Annotated in this window: 26 protein-coding genes; 12 read left to right on the forward strand and 14 right to left on the reverse strand. The window is 56.5% G+C overall.

The features are described 5' to 3' along the window. The first annotated feature begins 26 nt into the window (after nt 1–26). From R5R33_RS04240 to R5R33_RS04265, 6 genes are all read left to right on the forward strand, one after another. A complete protein-coding gene (locus R5R33_RS04240) occupies nt 27–1,358 on the forward strand; it encodes an erythromycin esterase family protein (protein WP_318954801.1) in 1,332 nt (443 codons plus the stop codon). A gap of 48 nt (nt 1,359–1,406) precedes the next feature. After that, a complete protein-coding gene (locus R5R33_RS04245; RefSeq protein WP_318954802.1) occupies nt 1,407–1,982 on the forward strand; it encodes a YcxB family protein in 576 nt (191 codons plus the stop codon). Between the two features lie 24 nt (nt 1,983–2,006). Continuing rightward, entirely contained in the window at nt 2,007–2,723 is a 717-nt protein-coding gene (locus R5R33_RS04250; protein ID WP_318954803.1) for a zinc metallopeptidase, read from the forward strand. A 67-nt stretch (nt 2,724–2,790) separates the two neighbouring features. Beyond that, nucleotides 2,791–3,141 carry a cupin domain-containing protein gene (locus R5R33_RS04255; RefSeq protein ID WP_318954804.1) on the forward strand — a complete coding sequence of 117 codons (351 nt, stop codon included), beginning with the start codon at nt 2,791–2,793 and terminating at the stop codon, nt 3,139–3,141. A gap of 88 nt (nt 3,142–3,229) precedes the next feature. Beyond that, nucleotides 3,230–3,766, forward strand: coding sequence for a zf-TFIIB domain-containing protein (locus tag R5R33_RS04260; RefSeq protein WP_318954805.1), 537 nt, complete (start codon nt 3,230–3,232; stop codon nt 3,764–3,766). Between the two features lie 64 nt (nt 3,767–3,830). After that, a complete protein-coding gene (locus tag R5R33_RS04265; RefSeq protein ID WP_318954806.1) occupies nt 3,831–4,319 on the forward strand; it encodes a DinB family protein in 489 nt (162 codons plus the stop codon). A 44-nt stretch (nt 4,320–4,363) separates the two neighbouring features. Here the strand turns inward: R5R33_RS04265 and R5R33_RS04270 are convergent, their stop codons facing one another. The 3 genes from R5R33_RS04270 to R5R33_RS04280 form a co-directional block, all read right to left on the reverse strand. Then, entirely contained in the window at nt 4,364–4,678 is a 315-nt protein-coding gene (locus R5R33_RS04270) for an HPF/RaiA family ribosome-associated protein (protein ID WP_318954807.1), read from the reverse strand. Nucleotides 4,679–4,878: 200 nt separating this feature from the next. Beyond that, nucleotides 4,879–5,397 carry a BLUF domain-containing protein gene (locus R5R33_RS04275; protein WP_318954808.1) on the reverse strand — a complete coding sequence of 173 codons (519 nt, stop codon included), beginning with the start codon at nt 5,395–5,397 and terminating at the stop codon, nt 4,879–4,881. Between the two features lie 87 nt (nt 5,398–5,484). After that, nucleotides 5,485–6,399 (reverse strand): LysR family transcriptional regulator, encoded by a 915-nt coding sequence (locus R5R33_RS04280; protein WP_318954809.1) that lies wholly within the window; start codon nt 6,397–6,399, stop codon nt 5,485–5,487. Nucleotides 6,400–6,546: 147 nt separating this feature from the next. On the opposite strand from R5R33_RS04280, the gene R5R33_RS04285 reads away from it, so the two are divergent. From R5R33_RS04285 to R5R33_RS04295, 3 genes are all read left to right on the forward strand, one after another. Then, entirely contained in the window at nt 6,547–7,038 is a 492-nt protein-coding gene (locus R5R33_RS04285) for a DoxX family protein (RefSeq protein WP_318954810.1), read from the forward strand. Nucleotides 7,039–7,101: 63 nt separating this feature from the next. Further along, nucleotides 7,102–8,049, forward strand: coding sequence for a glutathione S-transferase family protein (locus R5R33_RS04290; RefSeq protein ID WP_318954811.1), 948 nt, complete (start codon nt 7,102–7,104; stop codon nt 8,047–8,049). 74 nt (nt 8,050–8,123) lie between these two features. Next, nucleotides 8,124–8,690 (forward strand): SOUL family heme-binding protein, encoded by a 567-nt coding sequence (locus tag R5R33_RS04295; protein WP_318954812.1) that lies wholly within the window; start codon nt 8,124–8,126, stop codon nt 8,688–8,690. A 22-nt stretch (nt 8,691–8,712) separates the two neighbouring features. On the opposite strand, the gene R5R33_RS04300 is transcribed toward R5R33_RS04295, so the two are convergent. Next, complete coding sequence (locus tag R5R33_RS04300; RefSeq protein ID WP_318954813.1) at nt 8,713–8,982, reverse strand: high-potential iron-sulfur protein; 270 nt, start codon at nt 8,980–8,982, stop codon at nt 8,713–8,715. 114 nt (nt 8,983–9,096) lie between these two features. Further along, nucleotides 9,097–9,285: a hypothetical protein gene (locus R5R33_RS04305; RefSeq protein WP_318954814.1), complete on the reverse strand. Its 189-nt coding sequence runs from the start codon at nt 9,283–9,285 to the stop codon at nt 9,097–9,099. A 191-nt stretch (nt 9,286–9,476) separates the two neighbouring features. Between R5R33_RS04305 and R5R33_RS04310 the strand changes: the two genes are divergently transcribed. Then, nucleotides 9,477–10,040 (forward strand): NlpC/P60 family protein, encoded by a 564-nt coding sequence (locus R5R33_RS04310; protein WP_318954815.1) that lies wholly within the window; start codon nt 9,477–9,479, stop codon nt 10,038–10,040. A 32-nt stretch (nt 10,041–10,072) separates the two neighbouring features. Here the strand turns inward: R5R33_RS04310 and R5R33_RS04315 are convergent, their stop codons facing one another. Further along, nucleotides 10,073–11,260: a PilT/PilU family type 4a pilus ATPase gene (locus tag R5R33_RS04315; RefSeq protein ID WP_318954816.1), complete on the reverse strand. Its 1,188-nt coding sequence runs from the start codon at nt 11,258–11,260 to the stop codon at nt 10,073–10,075. 184 nt (nt 11,261–11,444) lie between these two features. Here R5R33_RS04315 and R5R33_RS04320 point away from each other — a divergent pair, with 184 nt between their 5' ends. Beyond that, nucleotides 11,445–12,365 (forward strand): polysaccharide deacetylase family protein, encoded by a 921-nt coding sequence (locus R5R33_RS04320; protein ID WP_318954817.1) that lies wholly within the window; start codon nt 11,445–11,447, stop codon nt 12,363–12,365. Nucleotides 12,366–12,418: 53 nt separating this feature from the next. Here R5R33_RS04320 and R5R33_RS04325 read toward each other — a convergent pair whose 3' ends face one another. Next, a complete protein-coding gene (locus R5R33_RS04325; RefSeq protein ID WP_318954818.1) occupies nt 12,419–13,243 on the reverse strand; it encodes an alpha/beta fold hydrolase in 825 nt (274 codons plus the stop codon). Nucleotides 13,244–13,428: 185 nt separating this feature from the next. On the opposite strand from R5R33_RS04325, the gene R5R33_RS04330 reads away from it, so the two are divergent. Next, the gene (locus R5R33_RS04330) at nt 13,429–13,815 is read left to right on the forward strand and encodes a DUF2750 domain-containing protein (RefSeq protein ID WP_318954819.1); all 387 of its coding nucleotides are present in this window, start codon (nt 13,429–13,431) and stop codon (nt 13,813–13,815) included. 53 nt (nt 13,816–13,868) lie between these two features. Here R5R33_RS04330 and R5R33_RS04335 read toward each other — a convergent pair whose 3' ends face one another. The 7 genes from R5R33_RS04335 to odhB all read right to left on the reverse strand — a co-directional run bounded on the left by R5R33_RS04335 (nt 13,869) and on the right by odhB (nt 22,050). Beyond that, the gene (locus tag R5R33_RS04335) at nt 13,869–14,834 is read right to left on the reverse strand and encodes a DUF4862 family protein (protein WP_318954820.1); all 966 of its coding nucleotides are present in this window, start codon (nt 14,832–14,834) and stop codon (nt 13,869–13,871) included. Nucleotides 14,835–14,951: 117 nt separating this feature from the next. Continuing rightward, on the reverse strand, nt 14,952–15,815 hold the full coding sequence (locus tag R5R33_RS04340; protein ID WP_318954821.1) for a crotonase/enoyl-CoA hydratase family protein: 864 nt from the start codon (nt 15,813–15,815) through the stop codon (nt 14,952–14,954). An 82-nt stretch (nt 15,816–15,897) separates the two neighbouring features. After that, nucleotides 15,898–16,941 carry a ChaN family lipoprotein gene (locus R5R33_RS04345; RefSeq protein WP_318954822.1) on the reverse strand — a complete coding sequence of 348 codons (1,044 nt, stop codon included), beginning with the start codon at nt 16,939–16,941 and terminating at the stop codon, nt 15,898–15,900. Nucleotides 16,942–17,034: 93 nt separating this feature from the next. Next, on the reverse strand, nt 17,035–17,907 hold the full coding sequence (gene sucD / locus R5R33_RS04350) for a succinate--CoA ligase subunit alpha (protein ID WP_318954823.1): 873 nt from the start codon (nt 17,905–17,907) through the stop codon (nt 17,035–17,037). A 2-nt stretch (nt 17,908–17,909) separates the two neighbouring features. Further along, nucleotides 17,910–19,076, reverse strand: coding sequence for an ADP-forming succinate--CoA ligase subunit beta (sucC, locus tag R5R33_RS04355; protein ID WP_318954824.1), 1,167 nt, complete (start codon nt 19,074–19,076; stop codon nt 17,910–17,912). A 168-nt stretch (nt 19,077–19,244) separates the two neighbouring features. Beyond that, nucleotides 19,245–20,687, reverse strand: coding sequence for a dihydrolipoyl dehydrogenase (lpdA, locus tag R5R33_RS04360; protein ID WP_318954825.1), 1,443 nt, complete (start codon nt 20,685–20,687; stop codon nt 19,245–19,247). 169 nt (nt 20,688–20,856) lie between these two features. Next, nucleotides 20,857–22,050, reverse strand: a complete 1,194-nt coding sequence (odhB, locus tag R5R33_RS04365; RefSeq protein WP_318954826.1) for a 2-oxoglutarate dehydrogenase complex dihydrolipoyllysine-residue succinyltransferase — start codon at nt 22,048–22,050, stop codon at nt 20,857–20,859. Between the last annotated feature and the right edge of the window lie 68 nt (nt 22,051–22,118).

Genomic DNA, 22,118 nt, shown 5'->3' on the forward strand with positions numbered 1-22,118 from the left:
TACGCGATTAGGAAAGGGGTACATCTATGGCCGATTCCCGCTCGTCACTGGCATCGATTCACCACCACGCCCTGCCGCTGAACGGCAACTTCGGCGACTACGATGCTCTGCTGGAAAAAGCCGCCAGTCGCCAGTTCATACTGCTGGGTGAGGCGAGTCACGGTACCCATGACTTTTATGCGGCGCGGGCCGAGATTACCCGGCGCATGATTCAGGAGCAGGGTCTCGATGCGGTGATCGTCGAGGGGGACTGGCCCGATGTCTATCGCATCAACCGCTTTGTGCGCGGGCTGGATGGCGACGCCAGCGCGCGCCAGGCGCTGGGGGATTTCGAGCGCTTTCCGCTGTGGATGTGGCGCAATACGGTGATAGAGTCGTTTATCCAGTGGCTGCATGACTGGAATGCCCAAAGACCCAGAGAGCAGCAGACCGGCGTTTACGGCATGGATCTGTACAGCATGTACCGCTCCGCCGATGCCGTGGTGTCCTACCTCGACAAGGTCGACCCGGAAGCTGCGGAGCGCGCGCGCGACCGCTATGCCTGCATGAACCACCACGGCGACCCGCAACGCTACGGCTATACCGCCGCTATGGGCATCAGTGAATCCTGCCAGCACAAGGCGGTGGAGCAGGTGCTGGAAATGATGCAGGCCCGCAACCAGTGGCTGCAACAGGGTGGTATCCTCGCCGAAGACGAGCAGTTTTATGCGGAGCGCAATGCGCATGTGGTGCAGCATGCGGAAGCCTATTACCGCGGCATGTTTTCCACCCGCGTGAACACCTGGAACCTGCGCGACGAACACATGGTGGACACCCTGCTGGCACTGCGACGGCATATCGAGCGGCAGCGGGGTCGACCGGCGCGCATCGCGGTGTGGGCACACAACTCGCACCTCGGCGATGCGCGGGCCACGGAAGCAGTGCGGCGCGGGGAACTGAATGTCGGCCAGCTGGTGCGCGAGAAAACCGATGGCGAGGCTTTACTGGTAGGATTCACCACTTACACCGGACATGTGACTGCAGCGCAACAGTGGGGCGACCCTGCCGACCACCGCTGGGTACGACCGGCACTGGAAAACAGTGTCGAGGCACTGTTTCATGAGAGCGGGCTTGGCCGTTTTTATCTCGACATGAGCCAGTTGCAGGGCGATGCCCTGCGCGAGCCGCTGCTGGAACGAGCCATCGGTGTGATTTATCGGCCGGAGACGGAGCGCGTAAGCCACTATTTCCATGTGGATATCCGAGATCAGTTCGATGTAGTGTTTCACCTGGATGAGACCACCGCCCTCGAACCCCTGGATCTCACTGAGGGCTGGGACGAGCAGGAGCCGCCCGAGACCTGGCCGTTCGGTATATAAACTGCCGACGCCGATTGAGCAGTCCGTCAGGATTGGGGAGGCCCGCAAATGACCAATCTACAATCATTGGCGGAAGGTATAACCTCAGACCTGACAACCCACCAAAAGCAACAAGTGGCTCACGTGCAACCATTTAATACCCAATTTACGTTATCCCGAGAATACCTTGCCGAGTGTTTCGACCAGTCTTTACCCTACGGAAAAAGTGCCAAGCCCAACTATCTGTTCCCGGTAATACTTTTTGCGGCTGGTGCAGGGTTACTGTTGTTCACCGAACAACCTAAAGTCGTCAGTTACATGCTGATCGCGTTAGCGATTCTGGAGCTGCTGCATATTCGCTTCCGGCGAGCCTGGTGGTTAACACGGCAGATGTGGGGAAAAGGTGCCGGTGCCGAAGTGAATTTAACCATAGATGAAGATGGTATCCAGACACAGAACGCCTATGCGCAAACAGCACTGTTGTGGTCTGATATCGAGCGCGTTACTGAAACCGATTTGGGACTGATTCTGGTGGCCAAATCCGGCAGCCGGCAGTACTTATCCAAATCGCTGTTTACTGCGGATTTGGTGGCCGAGATTATTGCTAAAGCCAATGGGGAAGCTGAATCTATTCCAAAAGGATAAGCCCCAGCTTTGTAAGCGACTGCCTTGCAGGTTTTGACCGACACTACCGTACCGTTAAAAATGATCTATCTAATAATCACCCTAGCCATCGCCGCACTGATCGCCGGACCGCAGTTGTGGGTACGTTATGTGCTGTGGCGGCATTCCACTGAAATTGGCGATATGCCGGGATCCGGGTCCGAACTGGCGCAACACTTGATCGAGCGGTTCAAGCTGGAGGGGGTGAAGGTCATCAAGGCCGAGCCGGACCAAAACTATTACTCCCCTGCCGAGAAAATCGTCGCGCTCAGCCCCGAGATCTACCACGGAAAATCCGTTACCGCCGTGGCCGTGGCCGCACATGAAATCGGCCATGCCATTCAGTTCTGCAAAGAGGAACCCGTTTCCAAGCTGCGGGACCGCTACCTGCGCCGGGCCCTTCAGATCAAACGCGTTGGTGCCTCGATTCTGGTTTTTGCACCAATTCTTACATTCGCGGTAAAGACACCAGCCATTGCGCTGTGGATGGGCGCAATCGCGGTGATCACCATGCTCTCCTCCGCACTCATGTATGTGGCCATATTGCCGGAAGAGTACGATGCCAGCTTTAACAAAGCCCTACCGATACTCAAAGAAGGCTACCTTCCAGAGCACCTGATAGGTTCCGCCAGAAGTGTACTCAAGGCCGCCGCCCTGACCTATGTGGCAGCCGCCTTGCTGGACGTCCTCAGGTTATGGCGCTGGATCAGGTTTATCCGATAAGAACGAGCGGCCATGAACATAATGGATAGCCCCAGGAGTGCAAAGATGGGGACGAGCAAGTAAAACAATGATTCGAAATTTTCTCACCTGTGAAAAAGAGATTGCCGAAAATAGCCACGATGGTATCGGCCAGATCGAAATACAAAAGGTGTTCCGGCGTAAGGACTTTTCCGGTGCCTGGGACTTTGCCCTGCGCGTGATCATGCCACCCAACTCATCGATGGGATTACACGAGCACGGCGAGGATGAAGAAATGTATATCATCCTGAAGGGCAGTGGTTTAATGGCCATCGAAGATCAGGAGCACCGGGTATCCACCGGCGATATGATCCTGAATCGCCCGGGAGGCAGGCACGGCCTGCTCAATGACGGAGCCGAAGAAATAGAACTGCTGATTATTCAGGCAAGCATGAAGTAAACATGCATCCATACAGATGCCAGCTCGCACACGGCAATTACCCCAATTACCCTCACTGAATTCAGCTACATAACTATCAGGAGTGCCAATGCACTGTCCCAAATGTAAACATCAGTTTCTGAAACCCACCAAGATTGAGGAAGGACTGCCTGTAATGGGCTGTCCCAAGTGCGAAGGCGCACTTCTGCCACTACTTTACTATCGGGACTGGTCAGAAAGGGTAAGCGCCGATCCCGAGGAACCTACGCAACAAAACGAACTCTCCACGGATTCCGATACCAAAACCGCCATCAACTGCCCGAAATGCAGCAGATTGATGACCAAGTACTCGGTGGCGGGATCGTTGGATACTCGACTGGATCTGTGCGGCAATTGTGACGAGGCCTGGCTGGATGGCGGCGAATGGCAACTGCTCAAGTCGATGGAACTGGGAAACAAGTTGCCAAGTGTGTTCACCGAGCAGTGGCAGAGAAAGGTACGATCGGAAAAAACAGAAATAGACCGAGTCAATCGCTTGAAGAAAGTGGTTGGCGAATCTGACACTGAAAGAGCAGTTGAAATAAAAACCTGGCTTAAAAGTAATAAAAACAAAGCCACAATTCTACATTTTCTCGGCACCGACTAATTAGCCTCCGAAAAGGCATTTGAGTTACCGGTAGTGACCGCTGCTGACGATCAAGGAAAGAATGATGCAGAATAAATTTCGCTACAAGGCCTGGGCGAATGAGGAGCTACTGGAGCTCATCAGCCAGATCAACAAGGAAGAACATCCGGAACAGTGGACAATGGCTGTGCGCCTTCTCAACCACACCCATGTGGTGGACAGGATTTTTATTGCCCATCTGCAACGGGAAAGCCACAGCTATACCGCGACCAACACGCAGGAAACCCCGACCATCGCGGAGCTCAATGCCAGTATCCGGGGTACCGACCATTGGCTGATCAACTTTGCCAGTGAGTTTGACCGGTCCCAAGACAACAGGATCATCAACTTTATGTTTACTGACAGCGACCGCGGGAGTATGTCAGTCCGAGAGATCCTGGATCATCTGATTATTCATGGGGTCTACCACCGGGGCAATGTCGGCATGTTACTGACCGCCTGCGGCATAAACCGGCCAGGCGATACTTTTACACGGTTTTTGCATTTGAACGAACCCGAGAGGAGATCGCGGTAAGAAAACCCGCCACCGACATGTCCACTGCTCCCAGGTTCGCGTAATTACCTTCCCAGCCGACCAAACTCGCTCTCTAACATGCTTTCCATTTTTCTAGCGGCTCCCGTAACCGCCTGGTCAAGTGTTGTCGCACTGTCGTTGACCGCAACAGGCTGCATACCAGCAACCCGGACTTCCAGCATACAGTGTGTCTCCATGATATCCCCATGGTCCGCACTGCGTTTTTCACCCAAGTGCACTTCCATGCGTGTGATCTTTTCCGTGAAATGTTTCAATATGCGTTCGAGGATCTCGCGGGTGTGTTCTTCAAGCGACTCATTACCTTCAATCGTCCTGTCGGTATTGACCTGGATTTTCATAGCAACTGCCCTATAGCTTGCACATGCACTGAGCGCATGGCGTCAGCGGCAACAGTGAGTGCTGGTGTTGGGTGAGAGATGAATTCAGTATGGCACGGTGCAGTCCTTACTCGTTCAGAATCGTCCGCCAAGTACTTGGATGTCACGCGCTGACGCAGGGAAATCGGATGGAGTCGGGTGACGCAAAGACATACCGCCTGCTACTTTGCTACAGATCTTCTACCCCAAAACGAAAGCAGCCCCCCTGGTCGGAACCAGCCGCGCTTCTTCCCGCCATCCGCGGCATCGCCACTGCGCTGCTGGTGAAACAATTTGATCAGTGCCTCGGCTTCTTCTTCCTGAAACTGCAGCGGCGCAAAGTGCGGATAGCCGCGGCTCCTCACAAACTCTCGCACGGCTTGCTCCACGGGAACGTACTTCATGGACCAGTCGGCAAACAGGCGATGGGGTATGGTCTTCAGGGACAGGATGGTCACGTCGCGGTGGCGCGGATCGGCGGCGATGCGCTGGTAGGTCTGGTTGACCGCCTTGCGGTCGCCTTCCAGTGCTTGGAAAAAATAACCATCACCGAAATACAGCACGCCACCAATATTTTCATGACTGTTATTGCGGCGGCTCTGCATCAGGATTCGGGCTACCGACGGTTCAACCCCCTGCTTGACCGGTGCGGGCTTAAACGCCGCCTGGCTGGCGTACACCAACCGGATTAATTCACTCATAACAGCTGCCCACTGGGTTGCGGATGTAGTCGCCTTCATACGCAGTGATGCCGCATCCGGATCATTTGTTGCCGCGGGCAGCAGCGCTCATTCGTCAAAGTCATCCCAGTAGGGCGGATCACCAAAATAACTGCTGATGAATTCGATGAATACTTTGAGTTTTGTAGCCAGCAGTTTCCTGTGCGGGTAGACGGCGTAAAGTCCGAGTGGCTCCGGCTCAAATTCCCGCAGAATCGCAGTGAGCTTGCCCGCTTTGATCGCGTCGCCGACGATGAACGTCGGCTGCAACACATAGCCCTGTCCGGCAATCGCGGCCTGCATCAGGATCTCGCCATTGTTGCTCGCGAGGCTTGCAGCGGCGATTGCACTACTTCTTTTCAGCGCGAGCATCAGTCGCGACTCGGCGGGGCTGGGTTCCAGATAGCTATAGCGCAGGTAGTGCTCCAGGCGTAAATCCTCCGGGGTTTCAGGTACGCCTTCCCGCTGTAGGTAGTCCGGCGATGCGCATACCACCAGTCGTATCGGTGCCAGGCGCCGGGCAATGAGCGAAGAGCTCTTCAGCTTGCCGATACGCAGCGCTACATCAAAACCCTCTTCCACTACGTCCACCTTGCGATCGTTGAGCTGTAGTTCCATACCGACCGCCGGGTGCGCCTTCTTAAAGTCGCCGATCAACGGCGCCAGGTGGCGGGTGGCAAAGGTAACCGGGGCGCTGATACGCAGCTGCCCCTGGGCCTCGCTCTGCATCTCGCCCAGCTGGCTCTCCATGTCCGTCAGGCTTTCCAGTATCTGCTGGGCGAACTGGTAGCACTGCTGCCCCTCCTCCGTCAGGCGCACGCGCCGCGTGGTGCGGTTGAACAGGCGCACCTTCAGGTGCTCCTCCAGCTGCGACACGTACTTACTGACCAGCTGGTTCGACAGGTTCAGTTTGTCCGCGGCGTTTTTAAAGCCGCCTTCGTCGGCGACCGCTACAAAGGCGGTTAATGCGCTAATCCGGTCCATGGGTTATGCCCAGCTCGATTACCAACATTGCGTTGATAGTAGACCAACAAAGCACGCGTTTATAGGTCACAACGTTGTGATTAGACTGATTTCCAAGCTGGTGAGGTTTGTACACCAGGCCCAAACCCAACAATGTGGAGAACGGTTATGAACACTCAATTGATCAACAAGGTTTTGAACTCAAACGCTGGACTGGGCGCGCTGGTATTGCGTGTGCCGGTCGGCGCCATCCTGGCAGCCCACGGTGCACAGAAGCTGTTTGGCTGGTTTGGCGGCTACGGCCTTGAGGGTACCGGCCAGTGGATGGCTAGCATCGGCCTGGAGCCCGGCTACCTGATGGCCCTGCTGGCGGGCAGCGCGGAATTCTTTGGCGGACTGGCGCTGGTGCTCGGCCTGTTGACCCGCCCTGCTGCCGCCGTGAGTGCGGTCACCATGCTGGTGGCGATCTTCAGCGCCCATATCAGCAACGGTTTCTTCCTGAGCAACAACGGTTACGAATACGCACTGGCGCTGTTCGGCGCGACTCTGGCCCTGGCCATCCAGGGTGGTGGTGCCTACGCCGTGGATAACGGCCTCAGCACCATTCTGGCTGACGGTAGCAACCGGGATGCCGTGTTACCCGCGGGTCGTGCAGCCTAACCGGCACAAGTCGTCTTTCGCCCCCAGCCGGGGGCGAAATTCTTTTTCAGACGAGGTGACAAGATGTTAGTGAGCGGAGCCTGGAAGGAAAACTGGCAGCCGGTGCAGCAGGCGGACGATGACGGCCGCTTTATTCGGCAAACCTCCTCCTTCCGCAACTGGGTGACCGTCGAAGGGTCGGCGGGTGTGACCGGTAGCGCCGGATTCAAGGCGGAAGCCGGTCGCTACCATTTGTATGTGGCGTATATCTGCCCCTGGGCGAGCCGCGCGCTGATGGCGAGAGAGTTGAAGGGCCTGGCGGATGTAGTCAGTGTTTCCGTGGTCAACCCGGTGCTGACCGATCAGGGCTGGGCCTTCGGCGGCTTTGTCGGCAGCGACGCCGATGAGCTGAACGGCGCGCGCTATATGCACGAACTCTACACCCACGCCGACCCGACTTTCACCGGGCGCGCCACGGTGCCGGTGCTGTGGGATAAGCACACCGGAACTATCGTCAACAACGAGTCCGCGGATATTGTGCGCATGCTCAACAGTGCGTTCAGCCAAATTCACGATTCCGGGCCCGACCTGTATCCAGCCGCACTGGAAGCGGAAATCAACGTGTTGAACAGTTACCTGTACAGCGAACTGAACAACGGCGTGTACCAGGCCGGTTTTGCCACTACCCAATTTGCCTACAGAGAGGCCTATACCCGCGTATTCGCGGCGCTGGATGCAATGGAATCCCGGCTTGCCGATGGCCGCCAGTATCTATTCGGGGATGCGTTTACCGAGTCTGACATTCGCCTGTTTGTGACCCTGGTGCGCTTTGATGCCGCCTACTACAGCCTGTTCAAGTGCAACCGCAATTCGATCAGAGAGATGCCGAATCTGCACCGCTATATGCACCGGATTCTGTCCCTTGAAGGGATAAGCGATACGGTCAGGTTGGAGCACATCAAAGCGGGCTACTATTCGATTAAGGCACTCAACCCCACGGGTATTGTTCCGGAGGGGCCGGGTAGTCTTTAACACGGCAAATGGCTGACCGAAAAATGGCGAGATGTTTCCTGGGTCTTTTGCTGGCAATGCTGGCGGGATTTGCGATGGCAATTGAAGAACCGGCGTATACCGTCACCGAGCAAGCGGCTCCCTTCGAGCTGCGCACTTATGCGCCCAGGATTGTGGCAGAAGTGGTGGTGTCGGGTTCCATGGACCAGGCGTCGAGTGCGGGGTTTCGCCTGCTGGCCAACTACATATTTGGCAACAACAGCGCGAGTGGCGGTGGCAATGCGAAAATCCAGATGACCGCGCCGGTGGGTATCGAGCCGCGCTCGGAGAAGATCAACATGACGGCGCCGGTGAGTATGCAGGAAAGTGACGGGCGCTGGCGCGTCACCTTTGCCATGCCCGCCAGTTACACCATGGAAACCCTGCCGCGCCCCAACAATGCCGCGGTGACGCTGCGGGAAATTCCGGAAACACGCGTTGCGGTCATCCGCTTCTCCGGAGTTGCCAGTGAGCAGAAGGTCGCCGAGAAAACTTCGGAGCTGCTGACCTGGCTCAGTGAAAAAGGTTTATCGCCCACCGGCAATCGAGAACTTGCGCGCTACAACCCACCGTGGACACTGCCATTCCTGCGTAGGAACGAGATTATGGTGGAGTATCAGTAAACAGACCGAATAAGCCGGCAACCTATTTCTTGCCGCTGAACAGGCTGCACCAGCCGTCGGGGCTGATGGGACCTTCCACCACCTGGCAGCCGTCGGGTGCGGTGAAGAACTGGCAGTCTCCGCACTTCTGGCCGTCCTTGGGTGAATCCTGATATTGCACCGACGATTTCGGGGCCTTGCTCTGGGCGAGCGCGCGGTCGGTGGCGATCAGCGTTACGGGTAGCAGCAGCGTGGCGCAGGTCGCCAGCTTGAGAAACTTGCGTCGTGAATAATCCTGATCCCGTTTGCACATGCTTTGCTTACCTCAGCAGTTCGGGGATTAAGAAAAATGCATTTCTGCCTTTCAGATTAGTTCGGGAATACAGATCGGATGAATTTTAGGTGACCCGAAAGTATCGATGACATTTCAAGAGTGCGATTCGATACGCCCGACTTCCCGCTTGATTTCATCGAGAATCATCTGCCGCGCGGTGGGTTCATCTACATCGGGGATATCCCACTCCATTGCCCTGAGATATTTATCCACCAGGTGCACCACGTCTTTGTCCAGCGCCTTGCGGTGCTTCTCCATCTCGATCTGTTCCATCGACGCCATAAGGGCACCCCATTAACCTGTGATTCACCACAAGAATAGACGCTATTTTCATCCCGTACCGATCATTTTTTAGCCAGAACACAGTTCAGCGGTCATTCAGTTAAAAGCCGTACGATAGCGCGATAGCCAAAAATCAAAATCGGCCGTCCAGTCTCCGACGGCATTTGCTGTGATTGCATTGCCGTGCCCAAATGAATAAAAGACTGCTGTTGCCCATTCTGTTCGCGATCGCCACAACCGCCGGGTGCAGCATGGCGCCCTATCAGCATTCGTCGGACGATGGCGCATCGTCGTCGGCACACTCCTCGCAGCAGCCCAATCAGCAACCCATACAAGCGCAATCAAAACAAGCCACTCAGGTACCGTATTCGGATTTGGTCAAGGCCAGCCTGTACCGACAGCACCGCGAATGGAAAGGTACCCGCTATCAGCTCGGCGGCATGAGCAAGCGCGGTATCGACTGCTCGGCACTGGTGTACCTGACCTATCGCGACCATATGGGTATCCAGCTGCCGCGCACCACGGAGCTACAGGCGCTGGAAGGCAGGGAAATCAAGCGCGACGACCTGCGCGCGGGAGACCTGGTATTTTTCAGGACCGGCCGCCGCGGGCGGCATGTGGGGATTTATATCGAGGACGGCAAGTTCTTCCACGCCTCCGCATCGAAAGGCGTCACCATTTCTCATATGGCCGATTACTACTGGAAAAACCGCTACTGGCGGGCGCGCAGGCTGGATCTGACAGACGGCAAGTAACCGCCGCCCGTCTTCACACCAGTGCAAGTGGATCAGTACTGGAAGGCTTCCTCTTCTTCCGCATCCAGCGACTCCAGGGACAACTCAAAACCGGTTGCGGTTTTCAGCACACCACTGCGTTCGCCCTCGGCTTCCGAGGCCGGCGCCTTCGGCTTCTTGCCCTCCTCATAGAGTTTGATACGCAGACGCAGGTTGTTGGCGGAGTCCGCATTGCGGATCGCGTCATCGAGGCTGATACGGCCTTCCACATAGAGTTTGAACAGCGCCCCGTCAAACGTCTGCATGCCGAGGTTTTCCGAGCGCTCCATGATCTCCTTGATGGAGTGAAACTCGCCCTTGAGAATCAGCTCGTTGATGGTCTGGGTACCCAGCAGAATTTCCACTGCCGCGCAGCGCTTGCCTTCGACCGTGGGGACCAGACGCTGGGAAACAAACGCACGGATATTCTGCGACAGCGACATCAGCAGCTGCGGGCGGCGCTCTTCCGGAAAGAAGTTCACAATCCGGTCCAATGCCTGGTTGGCGTTGTTGGCATGCAGGGTGGAAATCGCCAGATGGCCGGTTTCCGCAAACGCGATCGCGTGCTCCATGGTTTCGCGGTCGCGAATTTCGCCGATCAGAATGACATCCGGTGCCTGACGCAGGGTGTTCTTCAGTGCGGCGTGGAAGCTGCGGGTATCGACTCCTACCTCACGCTGGTTGATCACACTCTTCTTGTGCCGGTGCACATATTCGACCGGGTCTTCGATGGTAATGATGTGACCACCGCTGTTGGTATTGCGGTGGTCGATCAGTGCCGCCAGCGAGGTGGATTTACCAGAGCCGGTACCGCCGACAAACAGCACCAGTCCGCGCTTCGCCATCACCACGTCTTTGAGAATCGGCGGCAACTTCAGATCGTCAAATTTCGGGATCTCGGTGACAATGTTGCGCGCAACAATCGAGACCTGGTTGCGCTGCCAGAAGATGTTGATCCGGAAACGCCCCACATTGGGGATGGTCATGGCCAGGTTCATTTCCAGATCGCGCCGGAACTCCTCCTGCTGGGCCTCATCCATGATTTCCATGGCGATCTTCTCGATCTCCCCGGGAGCCAGCGGCTCTTTACCCAGGGGCTTCAGTACGCCCTGGAATTTCGCGCATGGCGGCGCACCGGTGCTGAGATAAAGGTCTGAGCCATCATTTTTGGCAAGTACGCGAAGGTAGCCGGTAAAATCCATTGATACAGTTCCTGTTGGCGCGTAAATCTTCGTTCGCAGAGCTTATCCAAAACAGGACTGCCGGCACAGCAAATAAATGTGAACCAGTTATCAAAAATAAGGTGACAGGGTTAACGGATGCTTACCCCGCCAAAATCCGTTTCCATGCATCGCAACATAAAAATCCAGGAATAACTCGAAAGCCATGCGCTACCTTTTAACCGCTCTACTTCTAGTCACCACGGTTTCCACCCAAGCCAAAGAAGTGGCATTTACCTTCGACGATGCCCCGAGAAAAGCCACTGGATATTTTGACGGCCCCACGCGCGCGAAAACACTTCTGCAGGAACTGGAAGAACACAAGGTCGGCACGGTGGCCTTCTTCGCGAATACCAGTGATCTCTCGGGAGAGAAACTGCAGCGACTGCATACCTATGGCAATGCCGGTCATATCATTGCCAACCACAGCCATACCCATCCGAACTTCAACCAGACCAGCCTGCAGGACTACATCGACGATGTGGCTGAGGCCGATAAAATCCTCGGTACTTTTCCCACCTTCAGGAAGTGGTTTCGTTTTCCCTACCTGCGCGAAGGAGATACCCCAGCCAAGCGCGATGGTATGCGCCAATACCTGCAGCAGAATGGCTATACCAATGCCTACATCACGCTGAACAACTACGACTGGCATATCGAGGTCCTGTTCCAGGAAGCAGTGACCAAGGGCATCGCCGTTGATCTGGAAAAGTTGCGCCGTTTCTATGTGGATACCCTGATCGCCGGAATCGAGTATTACGATCAGATGGCGGTCCAACATATGGGCCGCTCGCCCAAGCATGTGCTCCTGCTGCACGAAATGGATATCACTGCGCTGTTTGTCGGCGACCTGGCCGATGCATTGCGACAAAGGGGCTGGGACATTATTTCCCCGGTGGAGGCCTATACCGACGATCTCGCCAGCTACCGCACGCCTTCGGTGATGAAATACAACGCGGGCAGAATCGGCGAGATCGCCTATGACAAGGGGCAGAAATCTGGTCTCTGGCACGAGACCCTGAACGAAGACTACCTGCGAGAGCTCTTCAAGACGGAGGTGCTGACAGCAGATACCGCCGAAAAATTTTAATTAGTAGCGCTGGCATAATCCGCTTCAGGTTTATGTCAGCGCAAACCCAAAAATCAGCTCTGGATGAATTCCAATATGTCGTTATTGATTTCATCCGCATGCGTCGTTGCCATCCCGTGGGAATACCCCTTGTACACTTTCAGGGTGGCGTTCTTGATGATCTCAGCGGACTTGATCGCGGAGGCGTTGATTGGCACCACCTGGTCGTCGTCACCGTGCATCACCAGTGTGGGAACCTCGATCTTTTTCAGGTCCTCGGTGAAATCGGTTTCTGAAAACGCCTTGATGCCGTGGTAGTGCGCCAGCGCACTGCCCATCATTCCCTGCCGCCACCAGTTCTCGATCATGCCCTGTGAAACCTTGGCGCCGTCGCGATTGAAACCATAGAACGGGCCACTGGCCACATCCAGGTAGAACTGCGCGCGATTGGCCGCAAGGTGCGCGCGGAAGTCATCAAATACCTCGATTGGTGTACCTTCCGGATTGGAGGCACTTTTCACCATAACCGGCGGCACCGCGCCGATCATCACCAGCTTGTCCACCCTGCCCTTGCCATAGCGCGCCACGTAGGCCGCCGCCTCGCCACCGCCGGTGGAGTGCCCGATATGCACCGCATCACTCAACCCCAGGTGCTCGGTGACCGCAGCGACATCCAATGCGTAGTGGTTCATGTCATGCCCGCTGTCGATCTGGCTGGAGCGCCCGTGCCCCCGTCGATCGTGGGCGACCACGCGGAACCCCTGGTGCACGAAAAACAGCATCTGCGCATCCCAGTCGTCTGCACATAACGGCCAGCCGTGGTGGAACACAATGGGTTGCCCGGAGCCCCAATCCTTGTAGTAAATCTTTGCGCCATCCTTGGTGGTGATTGTCGGCATTGCCTGCTCCTGAGCGGTCGTTACGGGGTTTACGGAAATCACTGAGTCGATCTTCGCAGACTAGCAGAGGCCGGAGTGTGCACATTTCATCTTGACCATCCCATACAGAGAAAGCATTGGGACACGACGCCGGAGTAGCGTAACCTTAGCGGGAATGAGACCCGCTACTGAGAGTTACCCAAGCGATGAGCAATGACGACCTGAAAGCCATCCTCGAAATGGACGATGAATCCCGCTATGACTATTTCATTGGAATGGTTGGCGAAGAGCGGGAGGTGTGGATTCTGGTGAACGATGACGAGCAGTTCCTGAAGCTGCACAGCGACGACCAGGACGCGGTGGAGTATCTGCCACTGTGGCCGCTGGAGGCGTTCGCAGAAGAGTACGCCAAGGGCGAGACCGGCCTTAAGCCCCGCGGTATCCCCCTGCCCCAGTTCCTCAACCGCTGGCTGCCGGGATTGGGCAAGGACGGGATTTCCGTAGGGGTATTCCCCGGCGCCGATGACAGTGTGTGGATCATCGAGGCCGGGGAACTGGAGCAAGACCTGCGGGACGAACTCGCGCAATTCTGAACAAGCGGGCGCAATGCCCGCTTTTTTGTGCGCAATAAATCAGAAGTAATCGATTAGCCGGCCGCGCGCTGCAGCATGTTCAGCGCGCTTTCGATATAGGCGAGTCGCCCAGCGGTATCCAGGGATTCCGGGCGCACCCCGATCTTGATGCCCATATAGTCGAGCGCCTGCGGGTCCGCGGCTTCCAAGCAGCGGCGGAACTCCACCTCGTTGAGCATGGAGCACGGTTCAAACGCACCGGAACTGGCCTCCCCCGCGGGCGGCATATGGGTGTCCTGCCAGCTGCCGTAGGGCCCTTCTGCGCCGGAGACACCGGAGAACATCAGCCCTTTCAACAGCCCGGCCGCGCGCGCGGCCTCAATGTGCCGCACCGGTCCATCCACGCTGCGCGCCTCCAGCGCCGAGCGGCCCCAGTTGATGCACAGGCCAATTTGGCTACCGGTTTTACGGTTTACTGCGGTGATGGCTTCAATCTCGGATTCGATCGTCAGGAAGCCCTTGGACGGCACCTTGCCTTCAACCTTGGTATCGCAGTGTTCGATCACCAGGGCGGCGCCATCCCAGTCCCAGGACACCATCTCTTCCAGCGACGCGACCAGTGCCGCCACATCCGGGCGCACACCCTCTGCCGGGCGCGGAGCGGTGTGGAGCATCATCACCTGCACCGCCTGCCGCCCCAGGTGGCGGTTGAGCTTGAGGATGGCCTGCCGCGCCTGTTGGTAAAACGCCAGCGCCGCCTGCCGGCCCGCTTCCGCGCTGGAGGCGATGCCGAAGCTCGCATCCTCTCCCAGGCACCCCATCACCCCCGGGATACCGGTAAACACGAAATCCCAACCCGGATCTACGTTTGCCAGAAACCACGTGTCGTCCTGCCCGTGCAGCGTACCGGTAAACGGATGCTCCAGCCCGCGAACCCCTAGGAGCGCCTTCAGGCCGTTGAAGTAGGCCGTCTGGACCTCCGGGTCCCAGGATTGTGTCACCGGGGCCGTCGCATAGGCGCCCACGTAAAAACCCGTCATCGTGTTTCCTTTTTCGTTGTATGAATGCAACCAGCGTTAGCGGCTTGGTCCATCCAGTAAAATACTGTGATCTCAGGCGCCGGCCCACAGGTCATCCGCAGCAGCCGTTCTTTTTCCTTATTGATCAAACAGCGGGGCTATCGGCCATACCTCATCAAACGCGGGCTGGGTCTTCTGTGACTTTGCGATGAAGGATTTCATCATATCGTCCTGGCGAAACATGCCCGACTGCCATGTGGCCATATAGCGCAGGCTGTCTTCCACCGAGTGATCCCGGCTGTAGTTCAGCATCTCCTTGCAGCCCACGACCGCCAGCGGGGAGTTCGCCGCAATCTGTGCGGCAATTTCCATCACAGCCGCGATCAGCGCTTCTTGATTCGCAAATACCTTGTTCACCAGCCCCATAGCATGCGCTTCACTGGCACTGAATTTACGCCCGGTGTACGCCAGCTCGCGCACCATTCCCTGTGAAACCAGTTTGGGGAAACGCTGCAAGGTACCCACATCCGCGGTCATGCCCAGCTCGGTTTCCTTGATGGTGAAAAACGCATCCTCTGATGCGTAACGGCAATCTGCCGCGCACACCATGTCCAGCGCGCCACCGATGCAGCCGCCATGAATGGCAACCAGTACCGGGATCCTGGATTTCTCCAACGAGCTAAGGCTGTCCTGCAGCTGCATCACCACGCGCCGCAGGTTCTCGCCCATGCGCCCGGGATCCCCGGTCATGGGTACCGCATTCGGGTCGGAAAATACCGAGAGATCCATCCCGGCAGAAAAGTGCTTGCCGGTGGATGAAATAACGATCACCCGCGCGAGCGATTCCCCGTCGATTTTTCCAATCAGCTCCGGCAACTCTTTCCAGAATGCCTTGTTCATGGTGTTCATCTGATCGGGACGCGACAGCTGCACATGGGCAATATGGTCGGCGATCGACACGTTGAAACAGGAATATTCGAATTGAGTTCCATGGTCGGCCATTGGAAATCTCCGCTTTTGATGTATAAAAATTTACTGTTTGGATGCTCTGCGCTAGAACAATGGGGGCTATCCGCGATACGGATTATTTACAGCTCTCGCCCTTCTCTCTCGCCTTTTCGAACATCTCCTTGCGCACTTTCTTCATGTAATCGCTATTCACAAACTCTTTCGGCTGTGGATTGAGCAGGTAATAAAAATCATCATCTCGCTCGTTGATCGGCTTCTCGCTTTGCGACGCAACGAACTCATCCAGGTGGATCGGCGTGATCACGCTCATGTTCAACGCCGGCAGCAGTCGCTTGAGGGCAGCCACCGTTCCCAGGTGGTCCTCGCTGTGGAAACTACCGTTAATATGCACAACCTGTGTGCCCGGCGATTGCTCCAAGGCGCCAGCAATGGACTCAGCCATGGTGTTGTCCCTGGTGATTTGCCCCAGGTACGCCTGACGCTGGTGCTGGCTGGGGCTATCCGGGGAACCGCCCATCAGGCCATAAAATTTTTCGCTATAGCCCGGAATTTCCGCAAACGGCTGTTTGGCGATATACGCTTTTTCCGTCTGATCGAGTTTCTCGATATAGCCTTCGGCCTGCCGTCCTATACAGCGCACAATATCCCCTGAGGCATTCGCGGCAATGACCGGGATGGCATTTTGCTTGGCATATTCAACCAGCGGCCGATAACTGCCCAGGTAGTTCTTCCAGGCCGGTGCTTCATCAACCAGATATTTCTCGCCAATGGTGCCCGCAATATAGTCATTCAGGATGGCCTGCTGATCGCGGTTGAACATTTCCAAGCTGAGGACGGTTTGACGGTTAGCGGCCAGGTTGCGCCGATGCAGCGCAGCCAAAACCTGCATTTCAAGCAGGTGAGATGCCTGATTGCCGTGGTATTCACCGATAAACACCACATCTTCTTTTTGCAGTTCGGAAACCATCTGCAGAAGTGTTTGCGCTCGACCGCGGTGATTCAGTAACTGGTAGTCATACGCCGTGGGAAGCTGTCCGTCGAAGGGCGCCGCGGTAACGTCGCCACCGGCGCTGAAGGCACATCCCGTGAGGGATGAAAAAACAGCCAAACAGGACAGCAAAGTAATTTTTCTTATCATGGAATTCACCGAGGAGGTCACTTGCCGAAGCGGTAAGTTACTTTACACGCCTGCGGGCAAAAAAAAAGCGGCCCCTCACGGGGCCGCCTTTTTCAGCAACTAGAAACTATCGGCTTACCAGCCAGTAATTTCCTTCAGTGCGTCGCCAATCTGCGCCAGGGAGCGAACGGTTTTCACACCGGCGTCTTCCAGAGCAGCAAATTTCTCGTCGGCAGTGCCTTTACCACCGGAGATGATCGCACCAGCGTGGCCCATGCGCTTACCGGGAGGAGCAGTTACACCAGCGATGTAGGAAACAACCGGCTTGGTGACGTTTGCTTTGATGTAAGCAGCCGCTTCTTCTTCAGCGGAGCCGCCGATCTCACCGATCATTACGATCGCTTCGGTCTGCGGGTCGTTCTGGAACATTTCCAGAATGTCGATGAAGTTGGAGCCCGGGATGGGGTCGCCACCGATGCCCACGCAGGTGGACTGGCCGAAGCCGTAGTCGGTAGTCTGCTTAACAGCTTCATAGGTCAGGGTGCCAGAGCGGGAAACGATGCCCACTTTGCCCGGCAGGTGGATGTGACCCGGCATGATGCCGATTTTGCACTCACCGGGAGTGATCACGCCCGGGCAGTTCGGGCCGATCAGGCGTACGCCCAGCTCGTCACATTTAACCTTGGCATCCAGCATGTCCATGGTAGGAATGCCTTCGGTGATGCACACGATCAGCTTGATGCCGCCGTTGGCAGCTTCCAGGATGGAATCTTTACAGAAAGGCGCCGGAACGTAGATTACGGACGCTTCTGCACCGGTAGCTTCAACCGCTTCTTTCACGGTGTCGAATACCGGCAGGCCCAGGTGAGTCTGGCCGCCTTTACCCGGAGTTACACCACCAACCATTTTGGTGCCGTAAGCAATCGCTTGCTCGGAGTGGAAAGTACCCTGGGAGCCGGTGAAGCCCTGGCAGATTACTTTGGTGTCTTTGTTAATCAATACGGACATGATTATTTACCCTCCGCGGCTTTTACTACCTGCTGAGCAGCATCGGTCAGGCTGGTAGCTGCGATGATGTTCAGGCCGCTTTCGCTCAGTACCTTGGCACCCAGGTCGGCGTTGTTACCTTCAAGGCGCACAACAACCGGCACTTTTACGCCGACTTCTTTCACTGCGCCGATCACGCCTTCTGCGATCATGTCGCAGCGCACGATGCCGCCGAAGATGTTGATCAGAACTGCCTTCACGTTCTCGTCAGACAGGATGATCTTGAACGCTTCGATAACGCGCTCTTTGGTTGCGCCGCCGCCAACGTCCAGGAAGTTGGCCGGCTTGCCGCCGTGCAGGTTAACGATGTCCATGGTGCCCATGGCCAGACCGGCACCGTTCACCATGCAGCCGATGTTGCCATCGAGCGCTACGTAGTTCAGGTCCCACTTGGCAGCGTGTGCTTCACGAGCGTCGTCCTGAGACGGGTCGTGCATTTCACGCAGGTCCGGGTGACGGTACAGCGCGTTGCTGTCGATCACGATCTTGGCATCCAGACAGTGCAGGTTCTTCTCTGGGGTGATTACCAGCGGGTTGATTTCCAGCAGGGCCAGATCTTTTTCTTTGAACATCTTGGCGAGGCCCAGGAAGATCTTGGTGAACTGCTTGATCTGGTCGCCTTCGAGGCCCAGTTTGAATGCCAGCTCACGCGCCTGGTAAGGCTGAGCGCCTACCAGTGGGTCGATGATGGCTTTCAGGATTTTTTCCGGAGTCTCTTCCGCTACTTTCTCGATCTCAACGCCGCCTTCGGTGGAGGCCATGAAAACGATGCGACGGGTAGCACGGTCAAGGACCGCACCCAGGTACAGTTCCTGGTCGATGTCGGTGCAGCTTTCTACCAGAATACGGGAAACCGGCTGACCTTTTTCGTCTGTCTGATAAGTTACCAGGTTGTTGCCCAGCCACTTCTTGGCGAATTCTTCGATTTCTGCCTTGGAGTCCACCAGCTTAACGCCGCCCGCTTTACCGCGGCCACCGGCGTGTACCTGGGCCTTAACAACCCACTTGTTTCCGCCGATTACGTCTGCTGCCGCTGCTGCTGCTGCCGGGGTTTCCGCTGCAATGCCTTTGGAAACCGGCAATCCGTATGCTGCAAACAGTTGTTTGCCCTGATACTCATGCAAGTTCATAGTCAATACCAATTCACATTTGAAATGTGTTTACCAATTGCAGATTGCTCTGCACCTTTAGACAGAATCCTGAAGCTGCCGATGTTTTCAAAAAAACGTTACAAATTCAGGGTTCTGAAATGAAACCGGGGCGGAAGTTTCAGTTTCCGCCCCGACATCGCGAATCGCTTACTTGCGCTTTTTACGGTTGGCGATATGAATCGCGTGGCCGTTCACCGCAAGTGCCGCTTCCTTCACGGTTTCAGACAGGGTCGGGTGACCGAATACGGTCATGCCGATGTCTTCCGCACTGGAACCGAATTCCATCGCAATCGCCACCTGCTGCACCAGATCGGCAGCAGACGGGCCAACAATGTGGGCGCCCAGTACGCGATCGGTTTCTGCATGCGCGATAATTTTTACCATACCCGCAGTTTCGTTCGCGGCGACTGCACGACCGGAAGCAACAAACGGGAAAACACCGATATTGTAGGGTTCGCCGTCCGCTTTAACCTGCTCTTCGGTACGACCTACCGCGGCAATTTCCGGGTGGGTGTAGATCACGTTCGGGATCACGTCGTAGTTCATCATCGGCTTCTGGCCAGCGATGCGCTCGGCAACCACAACGCCTTCTTCTGAGGCCTTGTGCGCCAGCATCGGGCCGCGCACCACGTCACCTACCGCCCATACGCCCGGTGCAGAAGTCATGCACAGGTCGTTAACGTAGATGAAGCCGCGCTCGTCCAGTTTTACACCGGCGTCTTCAGACAACAGGCCTTCGGTGAACGGGCGACGGCCCACGCACACGATCAGCTTGTCGAAAGTTTCCTGATGCTCGTTACCTTCCTTGTCCTGGTAGGTAACGACAACTTCCTTGCCCTTTACTTCACTGCCGGTTACGCGACAGGACAGGCGAATATCCAGACCCTGTTTTTTCAGGATCTTCTGGGATTCCTTGGCGATCTGCTGGTCCATGATGGCCAGGAAGCTGTCGAGGGCTTCCAGCACAACCACGTCGGCACCCAGACGGTTCCATACGGAGCCCAGTTCCAGGCCGATTACACCCGCGCCGATTACGCCCAGGCGCTTCGGTACGTCGGTGAATTCCAGTGCACCGGTGGAGTCGACGATGATTTTGTTGTCTACCGGCGCCGGCGGAATGTTCACCGGAACAGAGCCGGAAGCCAGGATCACGTTCTCGGCTTCGTAGACGGTGACGTTGCCGTCTTTATCGGTAACTTCCACTTTCTTGCCAGCCAGCAGCTTGCCGGTACCCTGGATGGAGGTCACTTTGTTGGCCATGAACAGACCGGCGATACCGCCAGACATCTGCTTCACCACGCCGTCTTTGCGCTCGATCATTTTCTTGACGTCGATCTTGACCTTGCCGGTTTCAATACCGTGCACGTCGAGAGCGTCTTTCGCTTCGTGGTATTTCCAGGAGCTGTCCAGCAGCGCCTTGGAGGGGATACAGCCCACGTTCAGACAAGTACCACCGTTGATGGTCTTGCCTTCTTTGTTGACCCATTTTTCAACACAGGCAGTTTTCAGACCCAGCTGCGCTGCGCGGATTGCGGCCACATAACCGCCGGGGCCAGAGCCGATTACGATTACGTCAAATTTTTCTGACATGGTCTGTTCCAAATTTGAGTGGATTCAACGGATGCGGATTTTTACCGCAAAACCGGGGATCTGCCCGGTATTCCCTGAGGCGGTCTTGTTGCCGCTGATGCCAGACGGGCTGGCTCATTCATTAGGGCGACCGCCAGTGCAGTCGCCCCATCTCCAATATTCGAACCGCTTACACTTCCAGCAGGATGCGCGCCGGGTCTTCGATCATTTCCTTGATCGCTACCAGGAAGCCAACCGCTTCCTTGCCGTCGATCAGGCGGTGGTCGTAAGACAGAGCCAGGTACATCATCGGCAGGATTTCTACCTTGCCGTTTACCGCCATCGGGCGATCCTGGATCTTGTGCATACCGAGGATGGCGGTTTGCGGCGGGTTCAGGATCGGGGTGGACAGCAGGGAACCGAACACACCACCGTTGGTGATGGTGAAGGTACCGCCGGTCATCTCTTCGATGGACAGCTTGCCGTCGCGCGCACGCAGGCCCATGTCACGGATGTTGTTTTCGATATCCGCGATACCCATGTTCTCGGCGCCGCGCAGGATCGGTACTACCAGGCCTTTCGGCGAGGAAACCGCTACACCGATGTCCTGGTAGCCGTGGTAAACGATATCGTCACCGTCGATGGACGCGTTCACCGCGGAGTAACGCTTCAGCGCTTCCACAGCGGCTTTTACGAAGAAGCCCATGAAACCCAGGCGGGTGCCGTTGTGGGTCTTCTCGAACAGGTCCTTGTAGTTCGCACGCAGATCCATGATCGGCTTCATGTTCACTTCGTTGAAGGTAGTGAGCATGGCGGTGGACTGGGACGCATCCAGCAGACGCTCGGCGATGCGCTTGCGCATACGGGTCATCGGTACGCGCTTCTCGACGCGCTCGCCCGGTGCAACCACAACCTGCGCAGCCGCAGCCGGAGCAGCAGCAGCTGCCGGTGCGGAGCCCGCTTTCATCACGTCTTCTTTCAGCACGCGACCGCCTTTACCGCTGCCTTCAACGCCGGCCAGGTCAACGCCTTTCTCGGCGGCCATTTTCTTGGCAGACGGCATGGCAATTTTTTCAGCACTGGCGGCAGCCGGCGCTGCCGCTGGTGCTTCCGCGGCGGGTGCTGCTGCAGCAGTGCTGCCAGCGGCGCCTTCGGTCAGAATGGCAATCACTTCGTTGGACAGGATGGTCTCACCCTCGCCCTTGATGATTTCACTGAGGACGCCGTCTGCCGGCGCAACAACTTCCAGCACCACTTTGTCGGTTTCAATATCCACGATCAGTTCATCGCGGGACACGGCTTCACCCGGTTGTTTGTGCCAGGTGGCAACAGTGCCGTCCTGAACGGATTCCGGGAAAGTTGGCGCTTTAATCTCGATGGTCATTGTTCCTGTTTCCTGAGATTGCTCTGGGGTGCCGGAGAAACCAGATTCTCATCGACACCCTGCTCTTC

Origin of the sequence: Microbulbifer pacificus, from assembly GCF_033723955.1 — a bacterium.
GTDB classification, from domain to species: domain Bacteria; phylum Pseudomonadota; class Gammaproteobacteria; order Pseudomonadales; family Cellvibrionaceae; genus Microbulbifer; species Microbulbifer pacificus.